General features: G+C 43.0%; 17 protein-coding genes and 1 other annotated feature. All 17 genes read left to right on the top strand.

What is annotated here, in order from left to right; genetic code table 11:
- Positions 1–10: 10 nt before the first annotated feature.
- The 17 genes from rlmB (at position 11) to fusA (ending at position 17,978) form a co-directional block, all read left to right on the top strand.
- Complete coding sequence (rlmB, locus tag UB51_RS19665) at positions 11–757, top strand: 23S rRNA (guanosine(2251)-2'-O)-methyltransferase RlmB (RefSeq protein WP_044878737.1); 747 nt, start codon at positions 11–13, stop codon at positions 755–757.
- A 6-nt stretch (positions 758–763) separates the two neighbouring features.
- Positions 764–1,285, top strand: coding sequence for an NYN domain-containing protein (locus tag UB51_RS19660; RefSeq protein ID WP_044878736.1), 522 nt, complete (start codon positions 764–766; stop codon positions 1,283–1,285).
- Positions 1,286–1,446: 161 nt separating this feature from the next.
- Positions 1,447–2,091 carry an RNA polymerase sporulation sigma factor SigH gene (gene sigH / locus UB51_RS19655; protein ID WP_044878735.1) on the top strand — a complete coding sequence of 215 codons (645 nt, stop codon included), beginning with the start codon at positions 1,447–1,449 and terminating at the stop codon, positions 2,089–2,091.
- Positions 2,092–2,488: 397 nt separating this feature from the next.
- Positions 2,489–2,638, top strand: a complete 150-nt coding sequence (gene rpmG / locus UB51_RS27355; RefSeq protein WP_076577037.1) for a 50S ribosomal protein L33 — start codon at positions 2,489–2,491, stop codon at positions 2,636–2,638.
- Between the two features lie 20 nt (positions 2,639–2,658).
- Entirely contained in the window at positions 2,659–2,850 is a 192-nt protein-coding gene (gene secE, locus UB51_RS19650; protein WP_044878734.1) for a preprotein translocase subunit SecE, read from the top strand.
- 22 nt (positions 2,851–2,872) lie between these two features.
- Entirely contained in the window at positions 2,873–3,406 is a 534-nt protein-coding gene (gene nusG, locus UB51_RS19645; protein WP_044878733.1) for a transcription termination/antitermination protein NusG, read from the top strand.
- 70 nt (positions 3,407–3,476) lie between these two features.
- On the top strand, positions 3,477–3,902 hold the full coding sequence (gene rplK, locus UB51_RS19640; protein WP_044878732.1) for a 50S ribosomal protein L11: 426 nt from the start codon (positions 3,477–3,479) through the stop codon (positions 3,900–3,902).
- A gap of 88 nt (positions 3,903–3,990) precedes the next feature.
- Positions 3,991–4,683: a 50S ribosomal protein L1 gene (gene rplA / locus UB51_RS19635; protein WP_044878731.1), complete on the top strand. Its 693-nt coding sequence runs from the start codon at positions 3,991–3,993 to the stop codon at positions 4,681–4,683.
- 73 nt (positions 4,684–4,756) lie between these two features.
- Positions 4,757–4,912, top strand: a sequence feature (ribosomal protein L10 leader region).
- A gap of 59 nt (positions 4,913–4,971) precedes the next feature.
- A complete protein-coding gene (gene rplJ / locus UB51_RS19630) occupies positions 4,972–5,475 on the top strand; it encodes a 50S ribosomal protein L10 (protein WP_044878730.1) in 504 nt (167 codons plus the stop codon).
- Between the two features lie 66 nt (positions 5,476–5,541).
- Positions 5,542–5,901, top strand: a complete 360-nt coding sequence (rplL, locus tag UB51_RS19625; protein WP_044878729.1) for a 50S ribosomal protein L7/L12 — start codon at positions 5,542–5,544, stop codon at positions 5,899–5,901.
- A 241-nt stretch (positions 5,902–6,142) separates the two neighbouring features.
- On the top strand, positions 6,143–6,748 hold the full coding sequence (locus tag UB51_RS19620; RefSeq protein WP_044878728.1) for a class I SAM-dependent methyltransferase: 606 nt from the start codon (positions 6,143–6,145) through the stop codon (positions 6,746–6,748).
- A gap of 348 nt (positions 6,749–7,096) precedes the next feature.
- Positions 7,097–10,642, top strand: coding sequence for a DNA-directed RNA polymerase subunit beta (gene rpoB, locus UB51_RS19615; protein ID WP_044878727.1), 3,546 nt, complete (start codon positions 7,097–7,099; stop codon positions 10,640–10,642).
- An 86-nt stretch (positions 10,643–10,728) separates the two neighbouring features.
- Complete coding sequence (gene rpoC, locus UB51_RS19610) at positions 10,729–14,343, top strand: DNA-directed RNA polymerase subunit beta' (protein WP_044878726.1); 3,615 nt, start codon at positions 10,729–10,731, stop codon at positions 14,341–14,343.
- A gap of 171 nt (positions 14,344–14,514) precedes the next feature.
- Positions 14,515–14,766, top strand: coding sequence for a ribosomal L7Ae/L30e/S12e/Gadd45 family protein (locus UB51_RS19605; protein ID WP_044878725.1), 252 nt, complete (start codon positions 14,515–14,517; stop codon positions 14,764–14,766).
- A gap of 142 nt (positions 14,767–14,908) precedes the next feature.
- Complete coding sequence (gene rpsL / locus UB51_RS19600) at positions 14,909–15,328, top strand: 30S ribosomal protein S12 (protein WP_044878724.1); 420 nt, start codon at positions 14,909–14,911, stop codon at positions 15,326–15,328.
- Between the two features lie 47 nt (positions 15,329–15,375).
- Positions 15,376–15,846 (top strand): 30S ribosomal protein S7, encoded by a 471-nt coding sequence (rpsG, locus tag UB51_RS19595; RefSeq protein ID WP_044878723.1) that lies wholly within the window; start codon positions 15,376–15,378, stop codon positions 15,844–15,846.
- A gap of 53 nt (positions 15,847–15,899) precedes the next feature.
- Positions 15,900–17,978, top strand: coding sequence for an elongation factor G (gene fusA / locus UB51_RS19590; protein WP_044878722.1), 2,079 nt, complete (start codon positions 15,900–15,902; stop codon positions 17,976–17,978).
- Positions 17,979–18,059: the final 81 nt, after the last annotated feature.

The following is an 18,059-nucleotide window of genomic DNA, read 5'->3' as shown; positions in this document are numbered from 1 at the left end:
GAGGATTGACATGGAAGAAGAAATGATTGCGGGTAAACATTCTGTTACAGAAGCACTTCGTTCAGGACGAAGTATCAATAAAATATGGATTTATGAGAATGCACAGAAACATCTAACACTGCCCATCGTTGCCGAGGCTAAGAAACGGGGCGTTGTTATCCAACATGTGGACAAACGCAAGTTGGATCAATTGGTGCCGGATGTACAGCATCAAGGAGTGGTGGCTCAAGTAGCGCCGTACACTTATGCGGAGGTAGATGAGCTTTTAGCTATTGCTGAACAAAAGGGCGAGCATCCTTTTCTGATTTTACTAGATGAGATTGAAGATCCACATAATTTAGGTTCGATTCTGCGTACAGCCGACTGCACGGGAGCCCATGGCGTTATCATTCCAAAGCGTCGTTCTGCACAGGTTACAGCAACGGTATCCAAAACATCTGCTGGAGCTGTTGAATATGTACCTGTGGCTCAAGTGACTAATTTAGGTCAAACGATTGATCAGTTGAAAGAAAAAGGCGTATGGGTAGTGGGTACGGATGTTGACGCTACAGAGGGAATCTACGATACTGAAGTATTCAATGGTCCTGTTGCACTGGTTATAGGGAATGAAGGCAAAGGAATGGGCCGATTAATTCGTGAAAAGTGCGATGTGTTGATCAAGTTGCCTATGGAAGGTAAAATTAATTCGCTAAACGCCTCCGTTGCAGCGGGTGTAGTGATGTACGAAGTGCTACGTCGTCGACACCTCGAAGGGTAGTCGTGTATGGCTGATTTGCGGGATGTGCTTCTTGTTGACGCTTATAACATGATCGGGGGCTGGCCCGAGCTTGCGGAATTAGCGCAGAATAATATGCAAGGAGCAAGAGACCGATTACTTGAACGATTGTCAGACTATCAGGCTTTTACTGGAATGCATGTGATCGTTGTCTTTGATGCTTATCGAGTTCCAGGACTCGGTAAATCATTCTCTCAGAGCAAATTACAAGTATATTTCACCAAGGAAAAAGAAACGGCTGATGAAACGATAGAGCGATTAGTCGGGGAATTAAGTAGAAAACGTCGTCAAATCTATGTAGCCACTAGCGATTTCATCGAACAGCATGTTATCTTTGCTAAAGGTGCACTACGAATGTCAGCCAGGGAGCTGCTTATTGAGGTCGAGAACAGTGATCGTGAAATTCAGAAACGGATTGAGCGAGACAATAGTAAGTCGACCCGTAATACTTTGGATGGTAAACTAAGTGCTGAGCAGCGTAAGTTATTTGAACGATGGCGTCGCGAATAAGTTGAGCGGATGCTGTTACCAAATTGAAGCCCTTGACATTTTTGCAATTCATCGTTCTATTTAGGTATCAGGTGGTTGACGGTGTAGGTTACATAATATATACTTATCGTATATTTCACAGAGTAACGGTGTACCTTGCGTTGCAGCCGGGGGGATTCTTGGTGAGTGTTGACCTCAAGGAGTTAATGTTTTCTGAATATGTATGCCTGAGTGATGAGGACATCGTCGAGGCTTTCCGTTTAGGAGAGAGTGAGGCGTTAGAGTTCTTAATCAACAAATACCGGAACTTTGTGCGCGCCAAGGCCAGATCTTACTTTCTGATCGGTGCTGATCGTGAAGATATTGTCCAAGAAGGAATGATCGGTTTATATAAATCGATTCGAGATTTTAGAGGGGACAAGCAATCGTCATTCAAAGCTTTCGCTGAGCTGTGTATTACAAGACAGATCATTACGGCAATTAAGACGGCGACAAGACAAAAGCATATTCCTCTAAATTCTTATATATCTTTGGACAAGCCCATTTATGATGAAGATTCCGACCGCACTTTACTCGATGTTATTTGTGGCTCGCAGATATGTGATCCCGAAGAACTAATTATTAATCAAGAAGAGTTTGTAGGCTTAGAAGACAAGATGTCGGAAATTTTAAGTGATTTAGAACGTAAGGTTCTCATGTTGTATTTGGACGGCCGTTCCTATCAGGAAATTGCAGTTGATCTCAAACGACATGTTAAATCAATCGACAACGCTCTTCAACGTGTAAAACGCAAGTTGGAGAGATATTTAGAAGTAAGAGATAACTAAACAGACGCTGATATTTGGAAGACTCGTAAACCGAGTCTTTTTTTCACTCGTGAAATACGAAGGTTTAGTCTTTGCAAGAATGAACCATACTGGTAAATGATTGCAAGCAGTTATGAGAGAGTAAAAAGGGACTGAGACGACTGACAAAAGAGGGTTTGTGCATACTCCCGTTGCCTTCATTCTTTCATTGACATGGTTTGCACCATGTGATAAAGTGGTTTAGGTAGGCCTAATTTCGCGTGTTTTTAATGGATGAGAAAGCGGAACTTTTCTTGCAGTCTTTCTTATTCATCTCGCAGAAACGGCTTTTTCCTTTCAGCAATGGATGGTTAAGTCTTTTCAATTGGGACCAATATAGAGTCTTCGTAAAGAAGGCGTCTACGGGAGGTGCAACATCATGCGGGTAATTATCACTTTGGCTTGTACAAATTGCAAACAAAGAAATTACGCAACCACGAAGAACAAGCGGAATAACCCCGACCGCATGGAGATGAAGAAATTTTGCAAGTATTGCAACGTGCAAACTCCTCATCGCGAAACCAGATAGTTTTATTGGAGGTGTAGTCGGTGAAACGCAGCTTCAAGTCTCTTTTTTCCTTTTTCTCAGAAAGCTGGGGTGAACTTAAAAAAGTTCGCTGGCCCAATCGTAAAGAATTGACGAACTATACTCTCATCGTTCTTGGCACCATTGCAGTCGTCACAATTTATTTTTGGGTACTAGACATCGGCATTTCCGCTGTGATCGAAGCGATTATTTAAGAAGGGTCCCAGGTGGCTTGATATGGAGAAAAGATGGTATGTCGTTCATACCTATTCCGGGTATGAGAATAAGGTCAAGGCCAATTTGGAAAAACGCGTTGAGTCCATGGGCATGGAAGACAAGATATTCCGCGTTCTTGTTCCAATGGAAGAAGAAGTGGTAAACAAAGACGGTAAGAAAAAAGTCGTCATGCGTAAAGTTTACCCAGGATATGTCATTGTCGAAATGATTCAGACTGACGATTCTTGGTATGTTGTTCGCAACACACCGGGAGTAACAGGTTTTGTCGGTTCAACAGGTTCAGGTTCTAAACCCACTGCTCTGCTTCCAGAAGAAATGGAACAGATTCTTAAACACATGGGCATGAATGAACCTAAACCACAAATTGAATTCGAACTTAAGGAATCCGTCAGAATTAAAGTCGGACCTTTTGCGAATTTCGTGGGCTCCGTGGAAGAAATTTTGGTCGACAAGAGCAAGATTAAGGTTCATGTTGACATGTTTGGACGGGAAACCCCAGTAGAGTTAGATTTTACTCAAGTGGAGAAGATTTAATTATCTTCTAGTTTCTTGTGGGAGGGCACTATTGTCCGTTTACCACTATTGATGCAAGGAGGTGTTTTACATGGCTAAAAAGGTTATCAAGATGGTAAAACTGCAGATTCCTGCAGGTAAAGCGAATCCAGCACCACCGGTAGGTCCAGCTTTGGGTCAAGCAGGTGTCAACATTATGGCATTCTGTAAAGAGTTCAATGCTCGTACAGCTGATCAAGCAGGTTTGATCATTCCGGTTGAAATTTCGGTGTTTGAAGACCGTTCTTTTACGTTCATCACCAAAACTCCACCGGCTGCAGTTCTACTTCGCGTAGCTGCTAAGGTTGAGAAGGGTTCAGGCGAACCTAACAAGAAGAAAGTAGCAACGGTTAAACGTGCTACTGTTCGTGAAATCGCTGAACAAAAAATGCCGGATCTAAATGCTGCAACTGTTGAAGCTGCAATGCGTATGGTTGAAGGTACTGCTCGTAGTATGGGTATTACGATCGAAGACTAGTACTTCGCTCTAATGCAACAAAGGTCTGATGAAGATCGTTAAATTGTGGGAGGAATTTCCGCTAACACCACAAAGGAGGAACAAACTCATGGCTAAACATGGTAAGAAATATCAAGAAGCTGCGAAGCTAATTAATAGTGAAACAGTATATGAGCCTTCAGAAGCCGTTGAACTGGTGAAAAAGGCAGCGACTGCTAATTTTGACGAAACCGTTGAAGCTGCAGTTCGTTTGGGCGTAGACCCACGTAAACAAGACCAAGCCGTTCGTGGTGTTGTTGTCTTGCCTCACGGCACAGGTAAAACACAACGCGTATTGGTATTTGCAAAGGGTGACAAAGCGAAAGAAGCGGAAGCGGCTGGTGCAGATTTTGTTGGTGATGCTGATATGATCAACAAAATTCAACAAGGCTGGTTCGATTTCGATGTCTGCGTAGCGACACCTGATATGATGAGTGAGGTTGGTAAACTGGGTCGTCTGCTTGGTGGTAAAGGTTTGATGCCTAACCCTAAAGCTGGCACAGTTACATTTGATGTTACTAAGGCTGTTCAAGAAATTAAAGCTGGTAAGATCGAATACCGTCTCGATAAATCTGCTCAAATTCACGCGCCAATCGGTAAAGTATCGTTCACTTCAGAACAATTGAATGAGAACCTTAAATCTTTACTTGATGCGTTAAACCGTGCTAAGCCATCATCTGCTAAAGGTGTGTATCTGAAAGGGATTGCGATCTCTTCCACGATGGGCCCAAGCGCACACGTAAGCACTGCTTCTTACAAATAATATAATAATATTGACTTTGTTAATATTATTTGTTAAAATGTAAGAGTTGTTGCAAGTGAATTTGAATTAACCCTAAAGTTGAATATGCTTACCGTAGACAGTAGGAGCCTTTGGCTTAATTTCCTACCGAGGTGTTGTGATAGAACGTCAGTAGTTGTTGGACGAAAGTCCTTGCAAATGATGATTCATCAGGCCTTCGTAATTCTACGGAGGCTTTTTACTTGCCTATGTAGAATGGTTCAGCATCTATTATGATGCTGTATAGTAAACTATCAGGAGGTGTATAGATTGGCAAATGCAAAAGTAATTCAAGCTAAACAAGAAGCAGTTGATGTCGTAACGGCAAAGTTACAAGGAAGCGTAACAACCGTTATTGCGGATTACCGTGGATTGAACGTTGCCCAAGCAACTGAACTGCGCAAGCAGCTTCGTGAAGCTGGGATTGAATTTCAAGTTCTTAAGAACTCCTTGCTACGTCGCGCAACTGCTGCTACTGGGCTTACAGATTTGGATGCTGTATTAACAGGTCCTACTGCTGTAGCTTTCGGTGGAGAAGATGCTGTGGCACCAGCCAAAATTCTTAACGATTTCGCTAAGAAGAATGATGCATTGAAATTAAAAGGTGCAGTGGTTGAAGGCAAAGTAATTGGTGTAGATGAAATTAAAGCACTGGCAGAACTTCCTTCTCGCGACGGACTTCTTTCCATGCTACTCAGCGTATTGCAAGCACCTGTGCGGAACTTCGCGCTTGCAGTTAAAGCTGTTGCTGAAAAAGAAGACCAAAGCGCGTAAGTGTTGGAATCTTCTAATGTTTAATGTAGGACAAAATAATTTAAATATAAAATTGGAGGTTCAACCATGAGTAACGAACAAATTTTGGAAGCCATTAAAGGTATGACTGTATTGGAATTGAACGATCTTGTTAAAGCAATCGAAGACGAATTCGGCGTAACTGCTGCAGCTCCAGTAGCTGCTGCAGGTGCTGCTGCAGTTGAAGCAGAAGAGCAATCCGAATTTGACGTAATCTTGACTAGCGCTGGCGCTTCCAAGATCAACGTTATCAAAGCAGTTCGCGAAATCACTGGTCTTGGCTTGAAAGAAGCTAAAGAATTGGTAGACAACGCTCCAAAAGCTTTGAAAGAAAAAGTAGCTAAAGAAGAAGCTGAAGCTGTTAAAGCTAAGTTAGAAGAAGCAGGCGCATCTGTAGAAGTGAAGTAATTCCTTCTTATCTTCTTTTAAGTATTACATCCAAGAAGAAACGGCTTCGCCGTCCTTAAAGGGACGGTAACCGTTTCTCGTAGAAATATAAGCAAAGTTATAGTGAAAACTTATACTTTCTTATATTTTAGAAAAACAAACCCCTTGAATTCTGTTCAAGGGGTTTGTTTTTGATTAGTTTGTGTCAAAATAGATTTATTAGGAAAAAATAGAATGAAAATAACAGATTCGGAGGAGAAGGATGCCACAGCATTATTATTCCAACCAACCGGAGTCACAGCATAACCGCAAAATGATTGAAGAGAGGTTAAGAGGACAAAACTATCGCTTTATTAGTGATGCGGGTGTATTTTCTAAAAATGGTGTCGATTATGGTAGTAAAGTAATGGTTGAAGCAATGGATATACCTATCGGATCCTCTGTGCTTGATGTTGGTTGTGGCTATGGTCCTATCGGATTTGCAGCAGCTCGGTTGGCACAAGATGGACATGTGACAATGGTAGATGTGAATAGTCGCGCAGTTGCACTTGCTAAAGAGAATGCGCAATTGAATGGAATTGCGAATGTCTCTATCTTGGAGAGTGACCTCTTCACCTCTGTGGAAGGACAACAATTTGATGTTATTGTAACGAATCCTCCTATTAGAGCGGGGAAGGAAACCGTACATTCCATTTTTGTGCAAGCCTATGAACATCTTCGCATTGGGGGAGCCTTGTGGGTGGTTATTCAGAAGAAGCAGGGTGCTCCATCGGCTAAGGCTAAACTTCAAAGCTTATTTCAGGTGGTCGAAGAAATTACGAGGGATAAGGGATATCACATATTCAAAGCAACAAAAAATCAGGAATAATCCGCAAATAGATTATTGACTTGGGATTGTGAATGTGTTATTATTATGAAATGTCAGTATTAGGATAGGCATCTTGTCTTTAGTTTGCTCAAATGTCAAGGGTTTTATTGAGAAGGTTTCATAGGTGATATATGTATATGGCTTATGAGGATTTGAAGCAAATCTACTGATTATGAAGTCCTATGATGAAAGGTAAGAATGCGGATAGATTGCTCTTTGTTCGAAAGAATTCGGGGAAGAGTTTTTTTCTTTATTCGTAGGAGCGACCTCTATGGTTCTATTATAAGTGTCCAAACAGAGGTTCGCAATGTATTTTTAAAGTGAGTAGACATGAGGGGTGAGTTTAAGTTGGCAGGACATCTTGTTCAGTATGGTCGACGCACTCGACGGAGTTATGCAAGAATTAACGAAGTACTCGAAATTCCGAATCTGATCGAAATCCAACAAAAATCATATGATTGGTTTTTGGAGGAAGGATTGCGCGAAATGTTTCATGATATTTCCCCAATTCAGGATTTCACGGGTAATTTGGTGCTGGAGTTTATAGACTACAGCCTTAGTGAGCCTAAATATACGATAGACGACGCCAAAGAGCGTGACGTAACGTATGCAGCTCCACTTAGGGTTAAGGTGAGACTCATCAACAAAGAAACAGGTGAAGTCAAGGAGCAGGAAGTGTTCATGGGAGACTTCCCGTTGATGACGGATACTGGTACGTTCATTATCAACGGTGCAGAACGGGTAATTGTCAGCCAGTTGGTTCGCTCTCCTAGCGTCTATTTCAGTACGAAAATCGACAAAAACGGTAAAAAGAATTATACAGCAACTGTTATTCCTAACCGTGGCGCATGGCTTGAACTGGAGACGGATGCTAAGGATATCATGTATGTCCGGATTGACCGTACCCGTAAAATACCGGTGACTGTGTTACTTCGTTCCCTTGGTTTTGGCACTGATGCTGAAATCTTGGATTTGCTTGGTAATGATGAGTACATCCGTAATACGTTGGACAAAGACAATACGGATTCAACGGAAAAAGCGCTTATAGAGATCTATGAACGCCTTCGTCCAGGTGAACCACCTACATTAGACAATGCGAAGAGTCTATTGGTAGCACGTTTCTTTGATCCTAAGCGTTATGATCTTGCTAACGTAGGTCGTTACAAGATCAACAAAAAATTACACATTAAGAATCGCTTGTTCAATCAACGGTTAGCTCAATCACTAGTTGATCCAGCTACAGGAGAAATTCTGGCTGAATCAGGACAAATGGTAGATCGTCGTTTACTAGATGAGTTGATGCCTCATTTGGAGAATGGTGTTGGACTCAAAACATATCATGTAGCGAATGGTGCGCTTGATGCCGATGATATTCCACTACAGAGTATTGAAGTCTTTTCTCCTATTGAAGAAGGCAAAGTTATCAAAGTGATTGCAAATGCGAACATTGATAAATCAGTTAAAAATATTACACCGGCTGATATTATTTCATCCATCAGCTATTTCATAGACCTCCTACATGGCGTAGGAAACACAGATGATATTGACCACTTGGGTAACCGTCGCTTGCGTTCTGTTGGTGAATTGCTTCAAAACCAATTCCGCATCGGTCTTTCTAGAATGGAACGTGTAGTTCGTGAAAGAATGTCCATCCAAGATGCGAATGTGATCACGCCACAAGCATTGATTAACATTCGTCCGGTTATAGCATCCATTAAAGAATTCTTCGGAAGTTCTCAATTGTCGCAATTTATGGATCAAACGAACCCACTGGGTGAATTGACGCATAAACGTCGTCTATCTGCTCTGGGACCTGGTGGTCTTACACGTGAGCGCGCTGGTTTCGAAGTTCGTGACGTCCATCCAAGTCATTATGGCCGGATGTGTCCAATCGAGACACCGGAAGGTCCGAACATTGGTTTGATTAACTCCTTGTCAACCTTTGCTCGTGTGAACGAATACGGCTTTATTGAAGCTCCGTATCGTTGGGTTGATTCTAAGACTGGGATTGTTACCGAACAGATTGATTATTTGACTGCAGACGAAGAAGATAACTACATTGTTGCTCAAGCGAACGCTAAGCTAACAGCTGACAGTAAGTTTGAAGATGATATCGTTATCGTTCGTTACAATAAGCAAGCAGATAACATTCTATCTATGCCAAGTGATCGTGTAGATTACATGGACGTTTCTCCAAAACAAGTAGTGTCGGTCGCGACTGCTTTGATTCCATTCCTAGAGAATGATGACTCCAACCGCGCCCTGATGGGATCCAACATGCAACGCCAAGCGGTGCCTCTATTGATTCCTAAGGCCCCACTGGTTGGTACAGGGATGGAACACAAGTCTGCTAAAGACTCTGGTGTATGTATTGTATCCAAACATAACGGTGTTGTTGAACGTTCTTCTGCTAATGAAATCTGGGTTCGCCGTATTGAACTTGTAGATGGCAAAGAAGTGAAGGGTGACGTCGTTAAACATAAATTACACAAATTTATGCGTTCGAATCAGGGGACTTGTATTAACCAACGTCCAATCGTCAATATAGGCGACACTGTGAAGATTGGGGATATCCTAGCAGATGGACCTTCAACTGAGATGGGCGAACTCGCTCTTGGACGTAACGTTGTCGTTGCTTTCATGACTTGGGAAGGTTACAACTATGAGGATGCTATCCTTCTAAGTGAGAAGATGGTCAAGGAAGATGTATACACTTCAATTCATATTGAAGAATATGAGTCGGAAGCTCGTGACACGAAGCTAGGACCTGAAGAGATTACTCGCGACATTCCTAATGTTGGTGAAGATGCACTTCGGAACTTAGATGAACGAGGTATTATTCGTATCGGTGCTGAGATTAGTGCTGGTGACATCCTAGTTGGTAAAGTTACTCCGAAGGGTGTAACAGAATTGACTGCTGAAGAGCGCCTTCTACACGCTATATTTGGTGAGAAAGCTCGTGAAGTTCGTGATACATCATTACGTGTTCCGCATGGTAGTGACGGTATTATCGTAGATGTGAAGGTGTTTACTCGTGAGAACGGTGATGAACTACCTCCTGGTGTTAATCAAATGGTGCGTGTCTACATTGCGCAGAAACGTAAAATCTCCGAAGGTGACAAAATGGCGGGACGCCACGGTAACAAGGGTGTCGTTGCTCGTATTTTACCTGAAGAAGATATGCCTTTCCTTCCAGATGGAACGCCGGTACAGGTTGTATTGAATCCACTAGGGGTACCTTCTCGGATGAATATCGGTCAAGTACTTGAGGTTCACTTGGGTATGGCCGCTATGCGACTAGGAATTCACGTAGCAACGCCGGTATTTGACGGTGCGGACGAGAATGACGTATTCGATACGATGGAAGAGTCTGGCATGCAGCGTAATGGTAAGACTAGATTGTACGATGGTCGTACGGGCGATTTGTTCGAACGCGAAGTTACAGTCGGCGTTATGCACATGATTAAGCTGGCTCACATGGTTGATGATAAGATCCATGCTCGTTCTACAGGTCCTTACTCACTCGTTACACAACAACCGTTGGGTGGTAAAGCTCAATTCGGTGGTCAACGTTTCGGGGAAATGGAAGTATGGGCATTAGAGGCTTACGGTGCTGCTTATACACTACAAGAAATCTTAACAGTTAAGTCCGATGATGTAGTAGGTCGGGTGAAAACGTACGAATCTATCGTCAAGGGCGAGAATGTTCCAGAACCTGGTGTTCCAGAATCGTTCAAGGTTCTTATTAAAGAACTTCAATCTTTAGGTTTGGATGTTAAGATCTTGAGTGGTGACGAACAAGAAATCGAGATGAAAGAACTCGATGACGAAGACGAGGCAGCGGGCGATAAGCTGAGTCTCAATATAGAAGGCGCGGAAGTCGGAGTGGAATAAAAGAGATCGTGATTGGCAGTTAGGCTAGCCTAACTGCCCTACTCACGTATCAAATAATCTAGGAATAGGTTAAGGAGGGTTGCTCCTTGTTGGACGTTAACAATTTTGAATACATGAAAATCGGGCTCGCTTCACCTGAGAAGATTCGTTCATGGTCCCGCGGAGAAGTTAAAAAACCGGAAACAATTAACTATCGTACATTGAAACCGGAAAAAGAAGGCCTGTTCTGCGAGAAGATCTTTGGTCCGACAAAAGATTGGGAATGCCATTGTGGTAAATATAAGCGTGTACGTTATAAGGGCGTTGTATGTGATCGTTGTGGCGTTGAAGTCACAAGAGCTAAAGTTCGCCGTGAACGTATGGGCCATATTGAACTGGCTGCACCAGTATCTCATATCTGGTATTTCAAAGGTATTCCAAGCCGCATGGGGCTTGCACTTGATATGTCTCCTAGATCGCTCGAAGAGATTATCTATTTTGCATCTTATGTTGTAACGGACCCTGGTGAAACACCACTTGAGAAAAAACAACTTCTATCTGAGAAAGAATACCGTAGCTATCGTGAGAAATATGGCTATGGATTCCAAGCTGGGATGGGCGCTGAAGCTGTTAAGAAGCTTTTGCAAGATATCGATGTTGAAAAAGAGTTAGTATTCCTGAAAGAGGAATTGCGCACTGCACAAGGCCAACGTCGAAATCGGGCGATCAAACGTCTTGAAGTGATTGAAGCATTCCGTAATTCCGGTAATAAACCGGAGTGGATGGTTATGGATGTATTACCTGTTATCCCTCCAGAACTTCGTCCGATGGTACAATTGGATGGTGGACGTTTCGCAACGTCTGACCTGAATGATTTGTATCGCCGCGTTATTAACCGGAACAATCGCTTGAAGCGTCTACTTGATCTTGGTGCACCGGATATTATCGTACAGAACGAGAAACGGATGCTTCAAGAAGCTGTAGATGCATTAATTGATAATGGTCGTCGTGGCCGTCCGGTAACGGGTCCGGGTAACCGTCCTTTGAAATCCCTTAGCCATATGCTAAAAGGTAAACAAGGTCGTTTCCGTCAGAACTTACTAGGTAAACGTGTTGACTACTCTGGCCGTTCGGTTATCGTAGTTGGACCTTACCTAAAAATGTATCAATGTGGTCTGCCTAAAAAAATGGCACTAGAGCTGTTCAAACCGTTTGTTATGAAAGAACTTGTTAACAAGGGTCTTGCTCATAACATCAAGAGTGCTAAACGTAAAGTTGAACGTGTAAGTCCAGAAGTATGGGATGTACTTGAAGAAGTTATTAAAGAACACCCAGTACTCCTTAACCGCGCACCGACGCTTCACCGTTTGGGTATTCAAGCTTTTGAACCGATTCTTGTTGAAGGTCATGCTATTCGTCTTCACCCACTCGTATGTACAGCATATAACGCTGACTTCGATGGTGACCAAATGGCTGTCCACGTTCCATTATCTGCAGAAGCACAAGCTGAAGCACGTATTCTGATGTTGGCGTCAGGTAACATACTGAACCCTAAAGACGGTAAACCCGTTGTTACGCCTTCACAAGATATGGTACTTGGAACGTTCTATCTTACGATGGACAACAAAGAAGAAAAAGGTACAGGTATGATTCTGCGGACTGTAAACGAAGCATTATCTGCTTATCAACGTGGAGTAGCTGGTCTACACGCACGTGTAGCGATTCCTGCTAAAGCACTTGGTAAAACGAACTTTACAGAAGCTCAACAAAATGCATTCTTAATCACAACTGTAGGGAAAATTATCTTCAATGAAATATTCCCTAGCACTTTCCCATATATTAATGAAGCTACACGGAAGAACCTGTTCGAGGGGACACCTGAAGAGTACTTTGTATATGAAAAGGGTGCAGACATTCGTGCTATTATAGACAGTCTGCCGATTGCTGGTGGTGTGGGTAAAGATTATTTAGGCCATATCATTGCCCGTTGTTTCGAAACCTATCACACGACAGAAACATCCGTTATCTTGGATAAGATCAAGCAATTAGGATTCACTTATTCTACCCGTGCTGGTGTAACCGTCGCAGTATCCGACGTCATCGTACCGGTAGAAAAAGATGAGATTCTACATGCATCTGACGCAAAAGTTGATGTCGTTACGACTCAATATCGTCGGGGACTTATTACCAATGAGGAACGTTATGACCGTGTTATCGATATCTGGTCTAAGACGAAAGATGAGATCACTGAAGTACTCATGAAGTCTATGGATCGCTTTAACTCCATCATGCTCATGGTTGATTCCAAAGCGCGTGGTAATAAATCACAAATCACCCAATTGGGCGGTATGCGTGGTCTGATGGCCAACCCATCAGGACGTATTATCGAATTACCAATCAAATCGAACTTCCGCGAAGGACTGACAGTACTCGAGTACTTCCTATCTACTCACGGAGCTCGTAAAGGTTTGGCCGATACAGCACTACGTACAGCCGATTCCGGTTATCTTACTCGTCGTCTAGTTGACGTGGCACAAGATGTCATCGTTCGTGAAGAGGATTGTGGTACAGATAAAGGATTCTCAGTTGCGAAGATTCAGGATGGTAAAGAGGTCATTGAAGATCTGTATGACCGTATTGAAGGTCGTTATTGCTTCGAGACCGTTCGTCATCCAGAGACAGGCGCTGTTATTGTAAACCGTAATGAACTGATTGACTCTGACAAAGCGAGTGCGATTGTCGCAGCCGGAGTTGAAAAATTACAAATTCGTTCTGTACTTAGCTGTAGAGCTCGTCATGGCGTATGTAAGATATGTTATGGACGAAATCTAGCTACTGGTAAACATGTGGAAATTGGGGAAGCGGTAGGTATTATCGCGGCACAATCCATTGGTGAACCAGGAACACAGCTCACCATGCGTACGTTCCATACCGGGGGCGTTGCGGGAGACGATATTACACAAGGTTTGCCACGTATTCAAGAGCTTTTCGAAGCCCGGAATCCAAAAGGTCAAGCAACGATTAGTGAAATTGATGGTGTCGTTAAAGAAATTCGTGAAACCAAAGACCGTCGTGAGATTGAAATTCAAGGCGAAGCCGAGACTAAATCTTACTCTGTTACTTATGGTTCACGTCTACGCGTTAGCGAAGGCCAAGAAATTGAAGCTGGTGATGAGCTTACTGACGGTTCAATTGATCCAAAAGAAATTTTGCGTATCAAAGGGATTCGTGGTGTGCAAAACTATATTCTACAAGAAGTACAACGTGTATACCGTAACCAAGGTGTAGAAATCAACGATAAGCACGTTGAAGTTATGATTAAACAAATGCTTCGTAAAATCCGGATCGTTGATGCAGGGGAGACTACGCTTCTACCAGGTGCGTTCTCGGATATTCATGAATATGAAGCTGCTAATAAAGTAGCTATCCTTTCTGGTAAAGAGCCAGCGGTTGCAAAACCAGTCCTGCTAGGGATCACGAAAGCTTCTCTGGAAACCGACTCATTCTTGTCGGCTGCATCATTCCAAGAAACGACTCGCGTATTGACCGATGCTGCGATCAAAGGAAAAGTAGACAAATTGTTAGGACTGAAGGAAAATGTTATCATCGGGAAATTGATTCCGGCAGGTACGGGTATGAATCGTTACCGCAGCGTAACTTATGCTGATCCGGAATTGAAGACCGCAGATGCTAAAGATATGGAAACAGTCACTGTAGAATAATTGGAACTAGCCGCGAAGCTGTTCTGCTCCTATGAATAGCTTCGCAGGCATTCCATTTTCAAGGAATAATTACAATAAACCTCTTGACATCGTTAGTTAGTGATGCTAATATATCAGAGGTGCGTGAGTAGTAGAGGATTTATCCCTGTTCTTTTTGGAGGAATCGTAAAGATGTCTAATGATAAAGGGTTGCAGGATGCTCATGTTAGAATCGGGACCAAACAAACTACACGTTCTGTGGAGTTGGGCCAAGCTACAGAAGTCTATGTGGCGAACGATGCGGATCAACGACTTATTTCAAAGATTGTAGCGCTGTGTGAGAAACACGGTGTCAAAATCACGTATGTGGATACCATGATTGAATTGGGCGAAGCATGCAGCATTGAAGTGGGTGCAGCAATGGCTGCCGTCATTAAACAATAGCTATAAGTGATGTTTTTGTTGGGGAAGAGTTGTTTTCTTTCGGCAAAAACTTTTCATTTGCTCTTTAATGAGCCGCCTGGGTCTGTGGACTTGAAAGTCGGTTTGTGAAGGGATAGAAATATGGGAAGGGGGTGGCAATAACATGCCAACAATTAATCAACTAGTTCGTAAAGGGCGTCAAGCCAAGATCTACAAATCAAAGTCCCCTGCTTTACAAAAAGGGTTCAATGCTTTGAAACGTCAAGATACTGATTTGAGTGCTCCACAAAAACGCGGTGTTTGTACACGTGTAGGAACAATGACTCCACGTAAACCAAACTCAGCGCTTCGTAAATACGCTCGTGTTCGTTTGACGAACCGTATCGAGGTGACTGCTTACATCCCGGGTATTGGACATAACCTTCAAGAGCACAGTGTTGTGTTGATTCGTGGAGGAAAAGTAAAGGACCTTGCAGGGGTTCGTTACCATATCGTTCGCGGCGCTCTAGATACAGCAGGTGTTAACAACCGGATGCAAGCTCGTTCTAAATACGGTGCTAAACGTCCTAAAGTAAAAAAATAATAGTGAATTCTTAATGAATTCAATGACGTAAAGAAAGGGGGATATCCATGCCACGCAAAGGTCCAGTTACAAAAAGAGACGTATTACCAGATCCGTTGTATAACAGCAAATTAGTTACTCGCCTTATCAACCGCATTATGCTGGATGGTAAGAGAGGGGTTGCTGCAAGTATTCTATATAATTCGTTCAAGCTTATTCAAGAACGTACGGGTAATGACCCGATGGAAGTATTTGAAACAGCAATCAAGAACATCATGCCAGTTCTGGAGGTTAAAGCTCGTCGTGTAGGTGGTGCTAACTACCAAGTGCCGATCGAAGTTAAACCAGAAAGACGTACAGCATTAGGTCTACGTTGGTTAGTAAACTACTCTCGCAACCGCGGTGAGAAAACAATGGAAGAACGCTTAGCAGCTGAAATCATTGATGCTTCCAACAACACAGGCGCTTCTGTTAAGAAACGCGAAGATACACACAAAATGGCTGAAGCGAACAAAGCGTTTGCTCACTACCGTTGGTAGAATCAGCTCGTATATAAATAATATAAATTATTTATTTGAAGGGAGACTATTTCATGTCAAGAGAGTTCTCCTTGCAAAATACACGTAACATCGGGATCATGGCACATATTGATGCTGGTAAAACTACCACTACAGAGCGAATCTTGTACTATACAGGTCGTACGCACAAAATCGGGGAAGTTCACGAGGGTGCTGCTACAATGGACTGGATGGAGCAAGAACAGGAGCGCGGAATTACAATTACTTCCGCTGCTACGACTGCTCAATGGAAGGGTCACCGCATCAATATCATTGATACCCCAGGGCACGTTGACTTCACAGTTGAAGTTGAACGTTCCCTACGTGTATTGGATGGGGCAGTAGGTGTTTTCAGTGCTAAAGAGGGTGTAGAACCTCAGTCCGAAACCGTATGGAGACAGGCTGACCGTTACGATGTACCTCGTATTGCATATGTTAACAAAATGGATATTATCGGCGCAGACTATTTGAATGTAATTGAAACTATGCGTGATCGCCTTCGTGCGAACGCGGTTGCTATTCAATTACCAATTGGTGCAGAGAGTGATTTTGATGGTATTATTGACCTTGTTGAAGAGAAGGCTCATATCTTCCATGATGATTTAGGTCAAAATATCGAAGTTACAGACATTCCTGCAGAATTTCTAGAACAAGTTGCAACACTACGTGCAGAGCTAGTTGAAAAAGTAGCTGAATTGGACGAAGAGTTGACAATGAAATATCTAGAAGGTGAAGAAATCACGATCGCAGAGCTGAAAGCTGCTCTTCGTAAAGGTGTTGTGGAAGTTAAGATCTTCCCAGTAATCTGTGGTTCTTCCTATCGTAACAAAGGGGTTCAGCTTATGATGGACGCCGTTATCGACTATCTTCCAGCTCCGACTGACGTTCCAGCGATCATCGGACATCTTGATGATGGTACAGAAACGATTCGTAAATCTTCTGATGAAGAGCCCTTTGCAGCACTTGCATTTAAAATTATGACAGATCCTTATGTGGGTAAACTTACGTTCTTCCGTGTATATTCCGGTGTGTTACAATCCGGTTCATATGTACTGAATGCAACGAAGGGTAAACGCGAACGGATCGGTCGTATTCTTCAAATGCATGCCAACGCTCGTCAAGAAATTACCGATGTGTATTCTGGTGATATTGCGTCTGCTGTAGGATTGAAGGATACAAGTACAGGTGATACGCTGTGTGATGAGAAGCATCCAGTAATTCTGGAATCAATGAACTTCCCTGATCCGGTTATCGAGATCGCTGTAGAACCTAAGACCAAAGCTGACCAAGATAAACTTGGTGTTGCTCTTGGTAAACTGACAGAAGAAGATCCGACTCTACGTGCTCATACAGATGAAGAGACTGGGCAAACTATTCTGGCAGGTATGGGCGAACTTCACCTTGATATTATCATTGACCGTATGCGTCGTGAATTCAAAGTGGAAACGAATGTTGGTAAACCACAAGTGGCATACCGTGAAACATTCCGTCAGCCTGCACGTGTTGAAGGTAAGTTCGTACGTCAATCCGGTGGTCGTGGACAATATGGTCACGTATGGGTTGAATTTGAACCTCTTGAAGCAGGTACAGGTAACGTGTTCGAAAGTAAAGTAGTCGGTGGTTCTGTACCTAGAGAATACATCGCTCCAGCACTTGCAGGTATTGAAGAAACGATGAAGAATGGTGTCATTGCAGGCTTCCCGCTTGTTGATGTTAAAGCTACCATTGTTGATGGTTCTTACCATGACGTTGACTCCAATGAAATGGCATTTAAGGTGGCAGGTTCTTTGGCTCTTAAAGCAGCTAAAGACAAGTGTAAGGCTGTCCTTCTTGAGCCAATCATGAAAGTTGAAGTTACAGTACCTGAAGAGTACATGGGTGACGTAATGGGTATGCTGAACTCTCGTCGTGGCCGTATCGAAGGTATGGATTCCCGCGCAGGAGCTCAAATTATTCGTTCCAAGGTGCCTTTGTCTGAAATGTTCGGATACTCGACAACACTTCGTTCCGGTACGCAAGGACGCGGTACGTTCTCGATGGAACTTTCTCACTATGAAGAAGTTCCAAAGAATATTGCTGAAGAGATTGTCTCCAAGACTAAAGGCGGAGAATAATCATAGTATCGTTTTCATGTTGAGCGAGGTTCTAGCAATCTAAGATCTGCTATATTCCGCTCAACATAACATAAATAATCC

This window comes from Paenibacillus sp. IHBB 10380, from assembly GCF_000949425.1.
Taxonomy (GTDB): domain Bacteria; phylum Bacillota; class Bacilli; order Paenibacillales; family Paenibacillaceae; genus Paenibacillus_AQ.
This window is presented reverse-complemented; position numbering and strand designations above follow the sequence as displayed.